The sequence below is a fragment of the Gaoshiqia hydrogeniformans genome, from assembly GCF_049347105.1.
In the GTDB taxonomy this organism is placed as follows: domain Bacteria; phylum Bacteroidota; class Bacteroidia; order Bacteroidales; family Prolixibacteraceae; genus Gaoshiqia; species Gaoshiqia hydrogeniformans.
Genome location: NZ_CP186334.1, coordinates 1 through 19,140, shown reverse-complemented (window position 1 = coordinate 19,140; position 19,140 = coordinate 1). Strand labels below are relative to the sequence as shown.

At 46.6% G+C, this 19,140-nt stretch carries 11 protein-coding genes, 2 tRNA genes and 3 rRNA genes; 10 read left to right on the top strand and 6 right to left on the bottom strand.

Going from position 1 to position 19,140, the window contains the following annotated elements:
* Positions 1-120: 120 nt before the first annotated feature.
* Genes hisB through hisG form a run of 4 tightly spaced genes read right to left on the bottom strand, consistent with a single transcriptional unit; the run spans position 121 to position 4,481 of the window.
* Entirely contained in the window at positions 121-1,242 is a 1,122-nt protein-coding gene (hisB, locus tag ACOIT5_RS00080; RefSeq protein ID WP_423128431.1) for a bifunctional histidinol-phosphatase/imidazoleglycerol-phosphate dehydratase HisB, read from the bottom strand.
* Positions 1,239-2,270: a histidinol-phosphate transaminase gene (gene hisC, locus ACOIT5_RS00075; RefSeq protein WP_423128430.1), complete on the bottom strand. Its 1,032-nt coding sequence runs from the start codon at positions 2,268-2,270 to the stop codon at positions 1,239-1,241. The genes hisB and hisC overlap by 4 nt, the downstream gene beginning before the upstream one ends.
* Positions 2,271-2,275: 5 nt before the next feature.
* Positions 2,276-3,565 carry a histidinol dehydrogenase gene (gene hisD / locus ACOIT5_RS00070; protein WP_423128429.1) on the bottom strand — a complete coding sequence of 430 codons (1,290 nt, stop codon included), beginning with the start codon at positions 3,563-3,565 and terminating at the stop codon, positions 2,276-2,278.
* 55 nt (positions 3,566-3,620) lie between these two features.
* A complete protein-coding gene (hisG, locus tag ACOIT5_RS00065) occupies positions 3,621-4,481 on the bottom strand; it encodes an ATP phosphoribosyltransferase (protein WP_423128428.1) in 861 nt (286 codons plus the stop codon).
* 490 nt (positions 4,482-4,971) lie between these two features.
* Here hisG and ACOIT5_RS00060 point away from each other — a divergent pair, with 490 nt between their 5' ends.
* Both ACOIT5_RS00060 and ACOIT5_RS00055 read left to right on the top strand, forming a co-directional pair.
* Positions 4,972-5,904, top strand: a complete 933-nt coding sequence (locus ACOIT5_RS00060) for a DMT family transporter (protein WP_423128427.1) — start codon at positions 4,972-4,974, stop codon at positions 5,902-5,904.
* Positions 5,905-5,968: 64 nt separating this feature from the next.
* Complete coding sequence (locus ACOIT5_RS00055) at positions 5,969-6,262, top strand: hypothetical protein (protein ID WP_423128426.1); 294 nt, start codon at positions 5,969-5,971, stop codon at positions 6,260-6,262.
* A gap of 143 nt (positions 6,263-6,405) precedes the next feature.
* Here ACOIT5_RS00055 and ACOIT5_RS00050 read toward each other — a convergent pair whose 3' ends face one another.
* Entirely contained in the window at positions 6,406-7,938 is a 1,533-nt protein-coding gene (locus ACOIT5_RS00050) for an alpha-N-arabinofuranosidase (RefSeq protein WP_423128425.1), read from the bottom strand.
* Between the two features lie 506 nt (positions 7,939-8,444).
* On the opposite strand from ACOIT5_RS00050, the gene ACOIT5_RS00045 reads away from it, so the two are divergent.
* Genes ACOIT5_RS00045 through ACOIT5_RS00035 form a run of 3 tightly spaced genes read left to right on the top strand, consistent with a single transcriptional unit; the run spans position 8,445 to position 12,094 of the window.
* Positions 8,445-9,323 (top strand): electron transfer flavoprotein subunit beta/FixA family protein, encoded by an 879-nt coding sequence (locus tag ACOIT5_RS00045; RefSeq protein ID WP_423128424.1) that lies wholly within the window; start codon positions 8,445-8,447, stop codon positions 9,321-9,323.
* Positions 9,324-9,342: 19 nt separating this feature from the next.
* On the top strand, positions 9,343-10,362 hold the full coding sequence (locus ACOIT5_RS00040) for an electron transfer flavoprotein subunit alpha/FixB family protein (RefSeq protein ID WP_423128423.1): 1,020 nt from the start codon (positions 9,343-9,345) through the stop codon (positions 10,360-10,362).
* Positions 10,363-10,384: 22 nt separating this feature from the next.
* A complete protein-coding gene (locus tag ACOIT5_RS00035) occupies positions 10,385-12,094 on the top strand; it encodes an acyl-CoA dehydrogenase family protein (protein WP_423128422.1) in 1,710 nt (569 codons plus the stop codon).
* Positions 12,095-12,296: 202 nt separating this feature from the next.
* Here the strand turns inward: ACOIT5_RS00035 and ACOIT5_RS00030 are convergent, their stop codons facing one another.
* Positions 12,297-12,902, bottom strand: coding sequence for a hypothetical protein (locus ACOIT5_RS00030; RefSeq protein ID WP_423128421.1), 606 nt, complete (start codon positions 12,900-12,902; stop codon positions 12,297-12,299).
* 816 nt (positions 12,903-13,718) lie between these two features.
* On the opposite strand from ACOIT5_RS00030, the gene ACOIT5_RS00025 reads away from it, so the two are divergent.
* From ACOIT5_RS00025 to rrf, 5 genes are all read left to right on the top strand, one after another.
* A 16S ribosomal RNA gene (locus ACOIT5_RS00025) occupies positions 13,719-15,234 on the top strand.
* A gap of 160 nt (positions 15,235-15,394) precedes the next feature.
* Positions 15,395-15,468 (top strand) — tRNA-Ile (locus tag ACOIT5_RS00020).
* Between the two features lie 102 nt (positions 15,469-15,570).
* Positions 15,571-15,644: transfer RNA gene (locus ACOIT5_RS00015), tRNA-Ala, on the top strand.
* Positions 15,645-15,939: 295 nt separating this feature from the next.
* Positions 15,940-18,815, top strand: a 23S ribosomal RNA gene (locus tag ACOIT5_RS00010).
* A 177-nt stretch (positions 18,816-18,992) separates the two neighbouring features.
* Positions 18,993-19,103: ribosomal RNA gene (gene rrf, locus ACOIT5_RS00005) — 5S ribosomal RNA — on the top strand.
* Together the 16S, 23S and 5S rRNA genes with 2 tRNA genes alongside form the textbook arrangement of a ribosomal RNA operon.
* The last annotated feature ends 37 nt before the right edge of the window (positions 19,104-19,140 follow it).

The following is a 19,140-nucleotide window of genomic DNA, read 5'->3' as shown; positions in this document are numbered from 1 at the left end:
TCTCAGAGGACGCTGAGTTAATATTTATATTTGTTTATGACTCTTTTTATTCCTTTTATTAACCGGATGACATTCTCTTTTGCCTCTGCGTATTTCTCCGGTATCAATGTGGTTAATCAATTAAAGTGCTCCTTTTGTAGAAGGAAGTTCAAAGTTAAACACATCTTTTTTAATGGCCATTTTGATGGCCCGGGCCAGCGCTTTAAAGATACCTTCAATTTTATGATGTTCGTTCTGTCCTTCGGCTTTGATATTTAAATTAGAGAGTGAGGCATCGGAGAATGATTTAAAAAAGTGAAAGAACATTTCGGTAGGCATGTCGCCCACTTTTTCCCGCTTAAACTCAGCATCCCACACCAGCCAGGGACGGCCTCCGAAGTCGATGACCGCCTGGCAGAGGCAATCGTCCATGGGCAGACAGTAACCGTAACGTTCAATGCCGCGTTTATTGCCCAGCGCCAGTCTGAAGGCTTCGCCCAGCGCCAGACCGGTATCTTCGATGGTATGGTGTTCGTCCACCTCCAGGTCGCCGTTTACATGGATATCCAGATCGATACCCGCATGGCGTGCAATCTGGTCAAGCATGTGGTCGAAGAATCCGATGCCTGTGCTGATGTTTCCCTTTCCGCTGCCATCCAGGTTGATGTGGATGCTGATCTGTGTTTCGCGGGTGTTTCTCTGTATGCTGGCTGTTCGTTCGGGGGCGGCAACACAGGCGTAAATTTCGTCCCAATCGGACGTGATGAGCGCACAGTTGCTTTTCAGTTGTCTTTCTTTTAGCTGTTGGGCGAGCGATCCGTCGTTAAGCAGAATACCTTTTGCTCCCAGGTTTTTGGCCAGTTCGATGTCGGTGAGCCGGTCGCCGATCACGAAGCTGTTGGCCAGGTCGTAGCTGCCGTCCAGGTATTTTCCCAGCAGGCCGGTCCGTGGTTTGCGGGTGGGAGCGTTGTCCTGCGGAAAACTGCGGTCAACCAGGATATCATCGAAAACAATACCTTCATTTTCGAGGGCCTTCAACATTTTTTGATGAGCCGGCCAAAAAGTATCTTCGGGGAACGATGCAGTACCCAAGCCATCCTGGTTGGTGACCATCACCAATTCGTAGTCCAGGTTTTTGGCAATGAAGTACATGTTTCGGAAAACTTTTGGAAGAAATTCCAGTTTTTCGAGCGAGTCGATCTGTTCGTCAGCGGGTTCCGTAATCAGGGTGCCGTCGCGGTCTATGAATAAAGCTCTCTTCATATCAAATCGTTCAGTTTTTCAATCAGAATCGCGTTTTCTTCGGCCGATCCAACGGTAATCCGCAGGCTGTCGTTACACAAGACTACGTTCGACCGGTCGCGAACAATAACGCCGTTTTCTACCAGATAGTCATAAATGCCACGGGCATCGTGTACTTTTACCAGCAGAAAATTAGCGTCAGAAGGGAAAATTTTTACAACAAACGGGAAAGGTTTCAGTTGATCAACCAGCTTTTGCCGTTCTCCGATCAGCAGTTTCACCCAGTTGTTTTTTTCTTCTTCCCGGTCAAGAAGCTCCAGCGCTTTTTGCTGGGTGAGTATATTAATATTGTAGGGGTATTTTATTTTATTGAGGATGCGGATGATTTCGTCTGAAGCAAAAGCCATTCCTAGCCGGATACCGGCCATTCCCCACGCTTTGGAAAAGGTTTGCAGGATAACCAGGTTCTCATGTTGGTTGAGCTCGGGCAATAAACTGGTGCCCGGGGCAAAGTCGGTGTAAGCTTCGTCGAGCACCACCAAGCCACCGAAACCTCTGGTCAGTTTTAATATTTCGTCTTTATCGAGCAGGTTGGCGGTGGGATTGTTGGGAGAACAAACGAAAATCAACTTGGTGTGGTCGTCGGTTTTTGCCAGTAACTCGTCGGCAACAAAACGGTAGTCTTCTTTTAATATGACTTTCCTGACTTCAATATGATTGATCCCCGCGGCGACCTGGTACATACCGTAGGTAGGGTCAATGGTCACCACATTATCCCGACCCGGTTCGCAAAAAGCGCGGAATAACAGGTCGATGGGTTCATCGCTGCCGTTGCCCAAAAAGATTTGCTCTGCTCGGCATGCCTTAATTTTGGCAATTTTTTCTTTCAGCCCGCGCTGCAGCGGATCCGGGTAGCGGTTATAGGGCTGGTTGAAGGGATTCTCGTTGGCATCGAGAAATACCATCGCTTCACCCGAGAACTCATCTCGTGCAGAGGAATAGGGTTTCAGGTTTTTGATATTGGGGCGTAAAAGCTTATCTAAGTTCATTTTTTTCAATCGTTTTCAATTGTTTTTAACCTCAATGTCACGGCATTTTTATGGGCATCCAGTTCTTCGGCTGCCGCCATGGTTTCGATGACAGGCCCCAGCTTACGGATGCCTTCTTTTGAAATTTCCTGGAACGTAATTTTTTTCATAAAGCTGTCGAGATTGACGCCGCTGAAAGACCGGGCCCAGCCGTTTGTCGGCAAGGTGTGGTTTGTTCCTGAGGCATAATCGCCGGCGCTCTCGGGTGTATAATTTCCTAAAAATACCGAACCGGCATTAACAATTTTTTCGGCAGTATCCAGGTAGTTTTTCATCGAAATGATCAGGTGCTCGGGAGCGTATTCATTAATCAGGTCAATCAGTTTGTTCTCATCCTTCAGCACGATGGCTACGCTGTTGCCCAAGGCCTTGGCTGCAATGTCTTTGCGGCTTAGTTGTGCCAGTTGCTTTTCCAGGGCAAGTTCAACTTCGTCCACTAAATTTTCCGAATTGGTTACCAAAATCACCTGTGAGTCAGGGCCGTGTTCGGCCTGCGACAGCAAGTCGGAAGCAATAAACTCAGGATTGGCTGTTTCATCGGCCATAACGGCTACTTCGGATGGGCCGGCAGGCATGTCGATGGCAACATCGCTGATACTGACCAATTGTTTGGCAGTCATGACGTATTGGTTTCCGGGACCAAAAATTTTGTCAACTTTTGGAATGCAGTCAGATCCGTAGGCCATGGCCCCGATTGCCTGAACTCCGCCCAGTTTAAACAATTTGGTGACGCCTACCAGTTTCGCCGTAAATAAAATAGCCGGATGAATTTTCCCTTCCTTGTTGGGAGGGCTGCAAAGTACAATTTCACTGCATCCGGCAATTTTAGCCGGGATAGCCAGCATCAGCACCGTTGAAAACAAGGGAGCCGAACCTCCCGGAACATACAACCCGACCTTACTGATGGCAACCGCTTTTTGCCAGCAGCTTACTCCCGGACGCGTTTCTATCTTTTGTAATTCGGGCATCTGGCTGGCGTGAAAACGGGTAATGTTTTCGGCAGCTGTTTCAATGGCTGCTTTCAATTGGTCGTCAAGTTGACCGGCGGCAGCATTTATTTCCTCTTCGGTCACCGCAAATTTGCCTAAAAATACGCCATCGAATTTTTCGGTGTATTTTCGGATGGCATGTCCCCCGCTTGACTGGATGTCATTCAAAATCAGGCGGACTTTCTCCGTGAGGTCGGAGGCATTAAACAGGGGGCGCTTCAGGATCTGAGGCCATTCTTTTGGTTCCGGGTTGATATATCGTTTCATGCGTTGCATTTTTCAAAAGGTTTATTTTTCGAATACGGGATGAAGATGTACCTGCTTAAAAAATCATCTTTTCGATGGGTACCACCAGGATTCCCTGTGCCCCGGCGTTTTTCAGTTTGCCGATGATTTCCCAGAATTCATTTTCCGAGATTACCGAATGCAGCGAACTCCAGCCTTCTTCTGCCAGCGGCGTAACCGTGGGACTTTTCATGCCTGGCAGAATAGCCGAAATCTCGGCAATTTTTTCATTTGGAGCGTTCAGCAGGATGTATTTTTTCCCTTCGGCGCGTTGTACCGATTCCATCCGGAAGATCAGGTCGTCCAGCACCGCTTTTTTCGCGTCGTTTAAATTGGGGTTGGCAATCAGCACGGCTTCGGAGGTGGTAACAACTTCTACTTCTTTTAATCGGTTGCTCACCAGGGTTGAGCCTGAGCTGACAATGTCGAAAATGGCATCGGCCAGTCCGATTCCCGGGGCAATTTCAACCGATCCGGTAATCACATGAATGTCGGCCTGTATCTGGTGTTGGTTCAAATAATCCTGTAGAATGACCGGATAGGAAGTGGCAATTTTTTTCCCGTTAAACCAGCTTACCCCCGGATAATCTTCCGACTTTGGGATGGCCAGCGATAAGCGGCACTTGCTGAACCCCAGTCGTTTGGCGATGATCACGTTTTCTTTTTTTTCCAACATCTCGTTTTCGCCCACAATACCGATGTCGGCCACGCCGTCGGCTACTGTTTGCGGAATATCGTCGTCGCGCAGAAAAAGTGCATCCATCGGGAAATTCCTGGCTGAAGCCAGAAGTACCCGGGCGCTTCCCAGTGAAAACCTGATTCCCGCTTCTTTGATTAGTTCCATCGAGTCTTCATACAGACGACCTTTGTTTTGGATGGCAATCTTCAATTGTGTCATAGTTATTTGATAAAATAAAAAAAGACCTACCTTCCGGTAAGCCTTCTTTGGGTTAATATTTTCAGACAAAACACAAGAATTACGGCCTACCGGTGAATAGGATATTCCAATGATGGCCGCAATGTCCGGTTTTGTAAATCATGTCGTTTAATTTTTGAGTTGCAATGATAGTGATAAAATGAAAGTGAACCAAATCATTTTCTGATAATTTATAAAATTTGGGGTCTCAATCCTCCCGGATTATGAAAAAATGAATTTTCAGGACCCTGCGGGCCTGCTTCATTTCAATAAAAACGGGGTGTGAGCGGCGGAATTTTTTATTTTGATTCTCCCCGAATTTTTTGCCAAAATGTAATCAACTATCTGTCAATCTTATTAAATTTGGCCGCGGCTACCACGATTCGCCAAGCCGGATTCGTTTGCAGAAACAACTGCCACAGGTGATAAGCCGCTACATTATAATCATCCGTAATTTTATTAAACCCAATCGTTGGAGGCGATTTGCAAGATGGCTTATTTTGGTGAGATAGCAGCCTTATTTACAGCCCTTTTCTGGACGGTAACCAGTATGGCTTTTGAGTCGGCCGGAAAAAAAGTGGGCTCATTGGCGGTTAACCTGATCCGTTTGGTGATCGCTTTTTTTATTTATGCCGTTTATACCCAGCTGACCCGGGGGATGTGGTTCCCGTTTGATGCCGGCGCCGAACGTTGGTTGTGGCTGGCTTTATCGGGATTGGTCGGTTTTGTTATCGGCGATTTATTCCTGTTTCAGGCCTTCGTGGTGGTTGGCGCCCGTATTTCCATGTTAATTATGGCGATGGCTCCGCCGTTCACAGCATTTATTTCATATTTTATTTTGGACGAAGTGTTGTCGCCCATGAATTGGTTGGGTATGGTGGTGACCTTAACCGGCATCAGTATGGTTATTCTAAAACGGGAAAACAAAAGCATAAAAGGAGAAGAGGTGATACGCAAACGCTTAACGTCGGCATATCCCTGGCAGGGAGTTTTACTGGCGCTGGGCGGCGCACTGGGACAAGCTGTTGGTTTGGTCCTGAGTAAAAAGGGGATGGGTGATTACAATGCGTTTGCTGCTTCGCAAATTCGGGTACTCACCGGCGTTGTTGGGTTCGCCGTTTTGTTGTTGTTTTTGAAGCGTTACCGCCGGGTGTGGGATGCCTTAAAAAACCGGTCGGCGATGAAACGGATTACCCTCGGGTCTGTTTTTGGCCCTTTTTTGGGCGTCGCCTTTTCGCTTCTTTCCATTCAGCATACCAAAGCAGGGATTTCGGCAACCATCATGGCGATTGTTCCTGTCCTGATCATCCCACCGGCTATTTTTATTTTTAAGGAGAAAGTGAACTGGAAAGAAATTGCGGGAGCGGTCATCACGGTATTTGGCGTGGCCATTTTCTTTTTGTAATTTGTGTGCAAAATGATTTGAGGGGAGACAAGTTCATGATTTTGAATGACCAAAATTAAATCATATGAGTTCGCAACTAAAAGCAATTGTAGCACACATTACCTTGATTGGCTGGATTATTGCCTTGATCCTGAACAATACCGAAAAAGATGAACTGACCTCTTTTTACCTGAGGCAAACACTTGGTATTTATTTACTTGGCCTGGTGGGAACAATCATTCCTGCGATACGCGTTATCGTGGGAGTTGTTGTGTTCATTCTATGGATTATCAGTCTGATTGGCGCCATCCAGCAAAAAAGGAATGAGATTCCCGTTATCGGAACGTACTTCCAGGATTGGTTCAGAGGGATTCATTAGCAGTTGACTTTCTGCAACATCGTGGGTGCAGAAAATACCGGTTAAATTTTGAAAAGTCAAGCGGGATTTGATCGTTCTGATTAAATCCCGCTTGATACCGGTCTGCCTGGAGTCGAAAACCATAAGCTTCCAACGTCCGGAGACTATTTTAGCTGAACCAAAACCACTGATTTGGAGGGAAGCGTTACGGTTAGTTTCCCGTCTTTCGGTTTTTTTACTTCAAAGTTGGTTAGCGTCACTTTTTCGTCTTTACCAAAGTCGTTGTAGTCGTTCATGTTTTTAGCGGTAACTATTTGGCCGCTGGCCGAACTTACATTTTGCCCGGTCAGGCTGATGTCGATGCTTTCGGATTTGTTCGGGTTCAGGTTGCACAGGGTGATGGAAACCTGACCATCTTTGGTTGACGCCGATGCATGAACCGCAGGGACCGATTTCCCGTCCAGTTCATATTTTCCGGTTTTCAGGTTTGAAGGGATGAGGGTGGCATCCTGGTGCACACTGTACATTTTAAAAACATAATAAGTCGGGGTCAGTACAATTTCATCGTCTTTGGTGAGGATTACCGATTGCAATACGTTTACCGTTTGTGCAATGTTGGCCATTTTTACCCGGTCGGCATGGTTGTTGAAAATATTGAGGTTGATCCCGGCGACCAGTGCATCGCGCAGGGTATTCTGCTGGTACAGGAATCCCGGGTTTGTACCGGGTTCAACCTGAAACCAGTTACCCCATTCGTCAACAATCAATCCAATGTTTTTATCCGGATCATATTTATCCATGATCGTCGAATGACGCCGTACCAGTGTTTCCATTTTTATGGTATTGTTCATTACCGAAATCCAGTCATTCTCATTGAACGCAGTGGCCGATCCTTTATCCGACCAGCTTGTTGTAAATGTGTAGCTGTGCAGCGAAACTCCCTGCACCAGTTGCCGGTGCCGGGCTGTTTTCTGCATCAGCACCTCCATCCAGTTATAATCATCAACGTTGGGACCGCCCGCGATGCGGTATAAGTTGCCCTGACAATAGGTGGCGAAACGGTTGTACAGGTCGGCATAATACTCCGGGGTCATATGGCCGCCGCAACCCCAGTTTTCATTTCCAATTCCCCAGTACCTGACCTTCCAGGCTTCTTCGCGTCCGTTTTTTTTGCGAAGGTCAGTCATGGGGCTGATATTGGCCGAAGTAACATATTCAACCCATTCTGAAGCTTCCTGTACGGTTCCCGATCCAACGTTTAGGTTGATGTAAGGCTCGGCGTCAATTAAATCGCAAAAATCCAGAAATTCGTGCGTCCCAAAACTATTGTCTTCGGTAACGCCGCCCCAGTGTACATTGACCATAGATGGCCGTTGGTGCCGGGGGCCAATCCCGTCTTTCCAGTGGTAGGTATCTGCAAAACATCCTCCCGGCCATCGGAGCAGCGGTATTTGCATGTCTTTCAGGGCTACAATAATATCTTCTCTGAATCCCCGGATGTTAGGAACGTCAGAATCTTCGCCAACATATATGCCTCCATAAATACAGCGCCCGAGGTGTTCGGCAAAGTGGCCGTAAATTTCCCGGTTGATCTTTGTTTGGGCTTGGTCGGCGTGCAGAGTCAGCGTGCTTTGTCCAATCGTACTTATACTGATAAGTGAAAGGATAATAAGTGAACAGATCGTTTTCTTTTTCATCATGTAGTTGTTTGTGATGATCAAAAATAATAAAAGTATTAATTACTTTTCAAAGACAGGTTTTATAACACCTTTAAAACGATATGAACATCGGCCGGACAGATCGGGATTTATCGCTTTGGTTGTCATCTTATTTGTTGTTTATAACATTCGGTCTGTATCGCGGGTAATTCCTGATAAGAGTAGCCTAATAGATTAAAATGATTATAAATTAGGGATCAGGAACCGTTGATGTGATTTTTTGAAGTTTTAGGTTGATTGTTTTAAACGCTCGTAAATAAAGATTTTCAGGAAACTCAGCCATTTCCATTTTATGATTAAACTGGGAGATAGTGATTATTTGCAAAATTTATGTTATTCATCTGTGATTCGAAACCTTGATATCTTAAGGCTGTTTGGCTATATTTGCCTGCTTTGCAAAGGAGAATCAACCAAATTGAACCTTTGTCTGCCAACCAAACAGAAGTTGGCAAAACTAAATGCGATAGAAACTGATAAATTTAAGTATGATGAAAGCCTTTAAGATTATCGTTCTTGCCAAACAGGTTCCGGATACGCGGAATGTAGGCAAAGACGCTATGAAAGCCGATGGTACGATCAACCGTGCTGCCTTGCCGGCTATTTTTAATCCCGAAGATCTGAATGCGCTGGAGCAGGCGTTGCGCATCAAAGAAAATTTCCCGGGAACGACTGTGACCATTTTAACCATGGGGCCGGGGCGTGCCGCCGAAATTATCCGCGAAGGGATGTTCCGGGGCGCAGATGGCGGAATTTTGCTTACCGATCGCGCTTTTGCCGGTTCGGACACCCTGGCGACTTCCTATGCAATTTCACGGGTTCTGAAAAAAGTGAAAGATTTTGATCTGATCATCGCCGGCCGTCAGGCTATTGACGGAGACACTGCCCAGGTAGGCCCGCAGGTGGCTGAAAAACTGGGACTTCCGCAAGTCACTTATGTTGAGGAGGTGCAGAAAATCGAAGCAAGCAAGGTTTACGTGAAACGTCGTCTGGAAAGGGGAGTGGAAGTTGTTAGCTGTCCGGTTCCGATGGTCATGACAGTTAACGGTTCTGCTCCTGATTGTCGTGCCAGAAACGCCAAGTTGTTGATGAAATACAAGCATGCAAAATCTGTTTCAGAGCTTCAGAATTCCAACGAAGATTACCTGCATTTGTATAACGACCGTCCGTATCTTAATATTCCCGAATGGTCGGTGAACGACATCGAAGTGAATCTGGAAGAATTGGGTTTGAGCGGATCACCTACAAAAGTAAAAACGGTGGAAAATGTTGTGTTGCAGGCCAAAGGAGCTAAAGTTATTTCTGCAGCCGATGGCGACATCGATGATTTGATGCGCGAATTGATTGAAAATCACACCATTGGTTAACCCCTAAAATAATCTGATTATGAACAGTGTATTTGTATATTGTGAAATTGAAGACGGTCATGTAGCTGAAGTCAGTCAGGAGTTGATGACCAAAGGACGTGGTTTGGCCAATGAATTAGGCTGCAAGCTCGAAGCTGTTGCCATTGGAAGCAAACTTGAAGAAATTGAAAAACAAATTTTTCCTTACGGGGTTGACGTATTATACATTGCTGACGATGAGCGATTGGCTCCCTATACAACCCTTCCTCACACAAGCATCATTGTGAAATTATTTGGAGAAGAAAAGCCGCAGATTGCCCTCATGGGAGCTTCTTCGGTTGGCCGCGATTTGGGACCCAGGGTTTCTTCGGCCTTGCACAGCGGGCTTACGGCCGATTGTACCAGCCTGGTCATCGGTGAACATGAGGATAAAAAACAGGGGAAAACATATCAAAATCTTCTTTACCAGATTCGTCCCGCTTTTGGGGGAAACATCATTGCGACCATTATTAATCCGGATTGCCGTCCGCAAATGGCTACTGTTCGCGAAGGTGTTATGAAAAAGGAAATTCTGGATCCCAGGTTCAAGGGGAAAATCGTTAAACTGGATGTCTCAAAATACGTGAGCGATGCCGATTTTGTGGTTGAGATCATCGAACGGCATATGGAAAAGAGCAAAGTGAATATGAAAGCTGCTCCGATTGTTGTTGCCGGTGGTTACGGGATGGGATCAAAAGAAAATTTTCAGTTATTATTTGATTTGGCAGAAGTGTTGGGTGGCGAAGTAGGCGCATCGCGTGCTGCAGTCGATGCCGGTTATGTGCCTCATGAACGTCAGATTGGGCAAACCGGGGTGACGGTTCGACCAAAACTCTATATTGCCTGTGGAATTTCAGGCCAGATTCAACATCGTGCCGGTATGGAAGAATCGGCGCAGATAATTGCCATTAATACTGATCCGGAGGCTCCGATTAACTCTATTGCCGACTATGTAATTACCGGCGATGTAGCGGAGATTATTCCGAAAATGATCAAGTATTATAAAAAGAATACCAAGTAATCATCTTTTAAAACTTTTTTAAATGGCTAACTTTTATACCGATAATAAAGAACTGAGATTCCACCTCTACCACCCTTTGATGGAGAAGATTGTCCGGTTGAAGGAAAGGAATTTCTCCGAAAAAGGAAAATTTGACTATGCGCCCATGGATCACGAAGATGCTATGGACAATTTTGATAAAGTGCTTGAAGTTGTTGGCGAAGTTTGCGGCGAGATTATTGGCCCAAATGCCGAGTCAATTGATGCAGAAGGCCCGCAGGTTGCCGACGGACACGTCATTTATGCCCGCGGGACTGCTGAAAACATCGAAGCGCTAAATAAGGCTGGTTTAATGGGAATGTCGTTGCCCCGGAAGTACGGCGGCCTTAATTTTCCCATTGTACCTTATATTATGGCGGCTGATGTCGTTTCGCGTGCTGATGCAGGCTTTGTAAATATCTGGGGGTTGCAGGACTGTGCCGAAACCATCAACGAATTTGCTTCTGAAGAGCAAAAGGAAAAATACCTGACCCGGGTTTGCCAGGGCGATACCATGGCCATGGACTTAACCGAGCCCGATGCCGGATCAGACTTGCAGGCAGTTCAGCTAAAAGCAACCTACAACGAGAAAACCGGCAAATGGTTGCTAAATGGCGTAAAACGCTTCATCACCAATGGCGATGGCCACATTTCACTGGTTTTGGCCCGCTCTGAGCCCGGTACCAAAGACGGCCGCGGATTGTCGATGTTCATTTACGACAAAAATGACGGCGGTGTCACTGTTCGCCGGATCGAGCATAAGATGGGTATTATCGGTTCTCCGACTTGCGAGCTGGTATTTAAAGACGCTCCGGCCGAGTTGGTTGGCGACCGTAAAATGGGCTTGATTAAATATGTGATGGCTTTGATGAATGGCGCCCGCCTGGGAATTGCCGCCCAGTCGGTAGGTGTTTCCGAAGCAGCTTACCGCGAAGCGTTGGCATATGCCAAGGAACGTGTGCAGTTTGGAAAAGCCATCATGCGTTTCCCTGCCGTTTACGAAATGCTGGCAACCATGAAGGCTAAACTCGATGCTTCCCGTACCTTATTGTATGAAACAGCCCGTTTTGTGGATGTATACAAAACCTATATGCACATTGCCGAAGAGCGAAAACTGGATAAAGACGAGCGGGATGAAATGAAAAAGTACCAGAAGCTGGCCGATTTTTATACCCCGTTGGTGAAAGGAATGGCATCAGAATATTGTAATCAACTGGCTTACGATGCGGTTCAGATTCACGGAGGCTCCGGTTTCATGAAAGATTACCCCGTTGAGCGGCTCTATCGTGATGCCCGTATTACGTCCATTTACGAGGGTACCACCCAGTTGCAGGTAGTTGCAGCCATTCGGGGTGTAACAACAGGCGCTTACCTGGAGCAGATTCGCGTTTATGAGTCAGAAAAAGTTTCTCCTGAATTGGAACATTTGCGGCGTGCCCTGATTATTTTAACCGATGAATACGAACAGGCCGTTAATAAAGTGCTGGCGATTAACGACAATGAGTTTATCGATTTTCATGCCCGGCGCATGGTCGAAATGGCTGGTTACATCATTATGAGTTACCTGTTGGTCCTGGATAGCAACCGGGAACCGGGCTTCCTCAAATCAGCGAAGAACTTCATCCATCTGGCAAAAGCGCAGGTGAAAGCCCATGCCGAATTTATTCGTTCCTCCGATTTGAGCGATCTGGGAACTTATAAATATGAAATGTAATAAAATTATTCTCTGGATAGTTGGAGAGAGGCCTCACATTACGTGGGGCCTCATTTTTTTGATTGGATGCCCGGATTAACGTCTTTAGCTCCCTGGTTGAGGTATGCTGTAAGTAAAAAGTGGTTTGCAGGCAATTTGATGGATCTTTAGCTTTTATTCATGCTGTATTTTGTCGAAAAAGAAGGTGTTAGTCATATGAATCTTACCTGTCTGATTTGTATTTTAGTTTGACATCCATCAGTTCACGCGCCAGCTTTTGTTCACGGGTTAATGCATTTTTGCGGTGTTTCTCAAAATCTTCCTCTACTTCTGCCAGCCTGTTCTGGGCAGCTTTTGTGAGCATATGGTTTCGTTTGAACAGAGACACCAGAATTCCGGAGATCACTAATAAACAAACGATTAATCCCCACATGATACTGTTATAGGTGCTTTTCGATACGCTTGCTCCTATTAGATTAATACTGTCCTGTGCCTTTTGTGTTGCATCTAGAACTTCTGTTAATTTCTGAATTTCAGTATCTCGTTCTGTCAGCGTATGACTGAGTTCTGTTATTTTTTCCTGATGAGCGCTTACGCTGGTTTTATACATCCGAATGCTATCCAGCGCATTTTTCTTAAGCAAGTTCAGACTATTTATTTTAATTACCTTATAGTCTTCATAGGTATTTGACTTCGTGTGTAAATACTCAAATTGACCTTTAATGTCTGTCGTGTCAAAAACTGCCTCCACCGTGCCTGTTTGGGAGAAGGCGAATGTGGGAACAATCATAATCGCTCCAAGCAAATACTTTCTCAGCGTTTTCTTCATCTTTACAATTTTGTTATTATTTAATATCCGTGATTTAATATCCGTGATTTAATATTGGATCTGCTATTCCTGTGTATCTGACTCATCGGTTACAAACAACCGGTAAAAACAGTCTAAAGCCAAAACGAAAGGTTTCTTTTTTTATTATTGACAGCGATGAAGGTAAAAAAAATAACAGATATAAAAACCGAAGAATCAGGAACTTAAGTTTCCGAATGATTTTATAGTTGAAAAAAGCTTGTATTTGCTATTGCAGAACCGAAAAAGCTCTCTATATTTGCACCCGCTTTGAGAGACAAACGGGTTATACCGGGGGAGCTGAGAGCGGCGTTCTGCAAGGGTTTCGGGAGTTTTTGGTGATGAAAAAAACTTTAAAAAGGTATTTGGATATTACAAAAAAAGGTCTTTACTTTGCAGCCGCTAAAACGAAGAGTTCACTGACAGATTTGAGAGGTTGGTTTTGAAACCCGGAGGGAATAATTTTCCGTAAGAATAAGAGCTGACCACCGGCAGAGGAGTTTTGGAAAAAAGTCAGAAAAAGTTTTGGCAAAAAGGAAAAGCTTGTTAACTTTGCCGCCCCGCAGACAAGAGAGGTTTACGTTGGATGTTTGAAGGGGGAACAAAAAAAGAGTATTTATTACTTTGTTGAAAATCGGGACTGATTTTAAAAGATTAAGACCAGGTTCGATAAAAACGAAGGGAACAGATAATAAGAAAGAAGTTCATTGACAATATTGAAAAGGTAGACAGATAAGGAATAAACGCAAGAATTAAAGGGTTTAATCACAGAGCTGGAAGACACATAAAAATTTCTTTACAACGAAGAGTTTGATCCTGGCTCAGGATGAACGCTAGCGGGAGGCCTAACACATGCAAGTCGAACGGGATTCACCTTCGGGTGATGAGAGTGGCGCACGGGTGAGTAACGCGTATGCAACCTGCCTTTAACAGGGGGATAGCCCGGAGAAATCCGGATTAATACCCCATAGTATTTAGGTTCCGCATGGGATTTAAATTAAAGCTCCGGCGGTTAAAGATGGGCATGCGTGACATTAGTTAGTTGGTGAGGTAACGGCTCACCAAGACTACGATGTCTAGGGGTTCTGAGAGGATGATCCCCCACACTGGTACTGAGACACGGACCAGACTCCTACGGGAGGCAGCAGTGAGGAATATTGGTCAATGGGCGCAAGCCTGAACCAGCCATCCCGCGTGAAGGAAGACGGCCCTATGGGTTGTAAACTTCTTTTGTACACCAAGAAATGTCCGTACGAGTATGGATTTGACGGTAGTGTATGAATAAGCATCGGCTAACTCCGTGCCAGCAGCCGCGGTAATACGGAGGATGCAAGCGTTATCCGGATTCATTGGGTTTAAAGGGTACGTAGGTGGCTGATTAAGTCAGTGGTGAAAACCTGCCGCTTAACGGTAGGCGTGCCATTGATACTGATTGGCTTGAGTCCAGTTGAGGTAGGCGGAATGTGTAGTGTAGCGGTGAAATGCTTAGATATTACACAGAACTCCGATTGCGAAGGCAGCTTACTAAACTGACACTGACGCTGAGGTACGAAAGCGTGGGTAGCGAACAGGATTAGATACCCTGGTAGTCCACGCCGTAAACGATGCTCACTCGCTGTTTGCGATACACAGCAAGCGGCTTAGCGAAAGCGATAAGTGAGCCACCTGGGGAGTACGCCGGCAACGGTGAAACTCAAAGGAATTGACGGGGGCCCGCACAAGCGGAGGAACATGTGGTTTAATTCGATGATACGCGAGGAACCTTACCTGGGCTTAAATGGGGAGTGACAGCTGTCGAAAGATGGTTTTCTTCGGACACTCTTCAAGGTGCTGCATGGTTGTCGTCAGCTCGTGCCGTGAGGTGTCGGGTTAAGTCCCATAACGAGCGCAACCCTTACCGTTAGTTACCATCAGGTTAAGCTGGGGACTCTAGCGGGACTGCCACCGTAAGGTGAGAGGAAGGTGGGGATGACGTCAAATCAGCACGGCCCTTATGTCCAGGGCTACACACGTGTTACAATGGCCGGTACAAAGGGCAGCTACTTCGCGAGAAGATGCTAATCTCGAAAGCCGGTCTCAGTTCGGATCGAAGTCTGCAACCCGACTTCGTGAAGCTGGATTCGCTAGTAATCGCGCATCAGCCATGGCGCGGTGAATACGTTCCCGGGCCTTGTACACACCGCCCGTCAAACCATGGAAGTTGGGGGTACCTGAAGTCTGTAACCGCGAGGAGCGGCCTAGGGTAAAACCAATGACTGGGGTTAAGTCGTAACAAGGTAGCCGTACCGGAAGGTGTGGCTGGAACACCTCCTTTCTGGAGCTTGATAAATCCTTGATTTGGAGTTTATTTTTTATCACTACCTTTTTAAAAGATATATGCACGAGCTATTAGCTGCAAGCCGCCAGCTGCCAGGTTTGACCGGTCCGATGGGGTAAAGTCAAAAGCGAAAGGCTAAGGCTAAAGGCTTGAAAACAGTCTCGTAGCTCAGCTGGTTAGAGCGCTACACTGATAATGTAGAGGTCCCCAGTTCAAATCTGGGCGGGACTACAGATTTATGAATGACAATTGATTATTGATGAATGCAGATTGCAGGATTGGATAAGACATAAGGGAAATAATAAATAATCAATTATCAATCGCAAATTGCCCGGGGGATTAGCTCAGTTGGCTAGAGCGCTAGATTTGCATTCTAGAGGTCAAGGGTTCGACTCCCTTATTCTCCACGAAAATGAGTTGCGAGTAATGAGTTATGAGTAACGAGTTGGAAGAGAATAAAAAGTTGAAAAAAGTGAGCTGCACTAAAAAAAGAGCAAAGTTCAAAAGAAATATTGGAACAGATGGTAAGCCTGGGGGCAAAAATGACGGTTCGATTCCGGCAGTATCAGCGTAAAGCGGTTGTGAGGGGGTAAAGTACTCAGTACTTGTTACTCACTGCTCACGACTGACTTTAAAGTTCTTTGACATATTGGGAAAATAAGAATGTGAAGTACATTCGACCTTAAAGATTAAAAAATAAAGGAGAAAGTTAATAAGGGCGTACGGGGGATGCCTTGGCTCTCAGAGGCGAAGAAGGACGTGATAAGCTGCGATAAACTGCGGGGATTGGCAAATACGAATTGATCCGCAGGTTTCCGAATGGGATAACCCTTCCGGGTAACCGGAAATCCAATTATATTGGAAGCTAACCCAGGGAACTGAAACATCTAAGTACCTGGAGGAAAAGAAAACAAAAGTGATTCCCTAAGTAGTGGCGAGCGAACGGGGAAGAGCCTAAACCAGCTTTGTTTCGGCAAAGTTGGGGTTGTAGGACCACGATATTTGTATTAACACGGAAGTGGAATATTTTGGAAAGAATAACCAAAGGAGGTGAAAGTCCTGTACACGTAAAGTGTTGATATGATAGTGGTATCCTGAGTAGGGCGGGACACGTGAAATCCTGTCTGAATCTGCCGGGACCATCCGGTAAGGCTAAATACTACTGAGAGACCGATAGTGAACAAGTACCGTGAGGGAAAGGTGAAAAGCACCCCGAACAGGGGAGTGAAATAGTACCTGAAACCGTACGCTTACAAGCGGTTGGAGTCCGGCTTCTGCCGGATGACAGCGTGCCTTTTGCATAATGAGCCTACGAGTTAGTCGTCACTGGCAAGGATAAGTGTTTCAGACACGGATCCGAAGCGAAAGCGAGTCTGAACAGGGCGCTTTAGTCAGTGGCGCTAGACGCGAAACCTTTGTGATCTACCCATGGCCAGGTTGAAGGTCCGGTAACACGGACTGGAGGACCGAACCAGGGAGCGTTGAAAAGCTCTTGGATGAGCTGTGGGTAGGGGTGAAAGGCCAATCAAACTGGGAAATAGCTCGTACTCCCCGAAATGCATTTAGGTGCAGCGTCGTACATGAGTCTTATAGAGGTAGAGCTACTGATTGGATGCGAGGGCTTCACCGCCTATCAAATCCAGACAAACTCCGAATGCTATAAGATGCTTTACGGCAGTGAGGGCATGGGTGCTAAGGTCCGTGTCCGAGAGGGAAAGAACCCAGACCATCAGCTAAGGTCCCCAAGTGTATGTTAAGTTGGTTTAACGAAGTCTGATTGCTTAGACAGCTAGGATGTTGGCTTGGAAGCAGCCATTCATTTAAAGAGTGCGTAACAGCTCACTAGTCGAGCGATCGGGCGTGGATAATAATCGGGCATCAAACATACCACCGAAGCTATGGATTTATGGTAGGGGAGCATTCCAGTCCGCGTAGAAGGTGTAGCGTGAGCTATGCTGGAGCGTCTGGAAAAGCAAATGTAGGCATAAGTAACGACAAAGGGGGCGGGAAACCCCCTCGCCGATAGACTAAGGTTTCCTGATCAACGTTAATCGGATCAGGGTTAGTCGGGGCCTAAGGAGCAGCCGAGAGGCGAATTCGATGGATAATCGGTTAATATTCCGATACTTCTTTATACTGCGATGGGGAGACGAAGTGATGACAGGTCCGCCAACTGACGGAATAGTTGGTTAAAGGGTTTAGGTGATGAAAAGGGCAGGCAAATCCGCCCTTGGAGCTGAAACCTGACAGTACCGTGAGCCTTCGGGCAAGCGGATAGTGACCGTAAGGGCTTCCGAGAAAATCCTCTAAGCTACAGGTATAAAGGACCCGTACCGCAAACCGACACAGGTAGTCAAGGAGAGAATCCTGAGGCGCTCGAGTGATCCATGGCTAAGGAACTAGGCAAAATCGACCCGTAACTTCGGGAGAAGGGTCGCCCGCTGCAAGGCGGGCCGCAGTAAAAAGGCCCATGCGACTGTTTATCAAAAACACATGGCTTTGCTAAATCGAAAGATGATGTATAAGGCCTGACACCTGCCCGGTGCCGGAAGGTTAAGTGGGGATGTTATCGCAAGAGAAGCATTGAAATGAAGCCCCGGTAAACGGCGGCCGTAACTATAACGGTCCTAAGGTAGCGAAATTCCTTGTCGGGTAAGTTCCGACCTGCACGAATGGTGTAACGATGTGGGCACTGTCTCAGCCATGAGCTCGGTGAAATTGTAGTATCGGTGAAGATGCCGATTACCCGCAACGGGACGGAAAGACCCCGTGAACCTTTACTGCAACTTCACATTGATTCTGGGTAAGTGATGTGTAGGATAGGACGGAGGCAATGAAGCGGGTTCGCCAGGATTCGTGGAGCCATCCTTGAAATACGTCCCTTTGCTTACTCGGGACCTAACCCCCTTACGGGGGGACAGTGTGTGGTGGGTAGTTTGACTGGGGTGGTCGCCTCCAAAAGAGTAACGGAGGCTCCCAAAGGTGCCCTCATGACGATTGGTAACCGTCAGGAGAGTGTAATGGTATAAGGGCGCTTGACTGTGAGACCGACAAGTCGATCAGGTAGGAAACTAGGGCATAGTGATCCGGTGGTTCCGCATGGAAGGGCCATCGCTCAAAGGATAAAAGGTACTCCGGGGATAACAGGCTGATCGCTCCCAAGAGCTCATATCGACGGAGCGGTTTGGCACCTCGATGTCGGCTCGTCACATCCTGGGGCTGGAGAAGGTCCCAAGGGTTGGGCTGTTCGCCCATTAAAGTGGCACGCGAGCTGGGTTCAGAACGTCGTGAGACAGTTCGGTCCCTATCTGTTGTGGGCGTTGGAAATTTGAGAGGACCTGCTGCCAGTACGAGAGGACCGCGGTGGACATACCTCTAGTGTATCAGTTGTGACGCCAGTTGCATTGCTGAGTAGCTATGTATGGAAGGGATAAGCGCTGAAAGCATCTAAGCGCGAAGCCTCCCTCAAGATGAGATTTCCTTTAAGGGTCGTTGGAGACGACAACGTTGATAGGCTGCAGGTGTAAAGGCGGTAACGTCATAGCCGAGCAGTACTAATTACCCGAAGACTTTCCCTGGGTTTTTAAGGTCAAAGGTTACTTCACATTTTTCCCGGTATGTTTAAAATATTAAGCTTCATGCCTCCATGCAAGCCGCAGGCTGCAAGTTGCAGGCAACAAAGCGTGAATAATATTTAAGTGTTGTGTAAAAAGCTTGGTCCGGCAACTGCCGGAGAAAGCTGGTCACTAAAAGATTTAGGTGATTACAGCGGCGGGGTTCCACCTCTTCCCATTCCGAACAGAGAAGTTAAGCCCGCCAGCGCCGATGGTACTGCATTTATGTGGGAGAGTAGGTCGTCGCCATCCTTTCCAAACCCTGTGTTCTCCAGAGCACAGGGTTTTT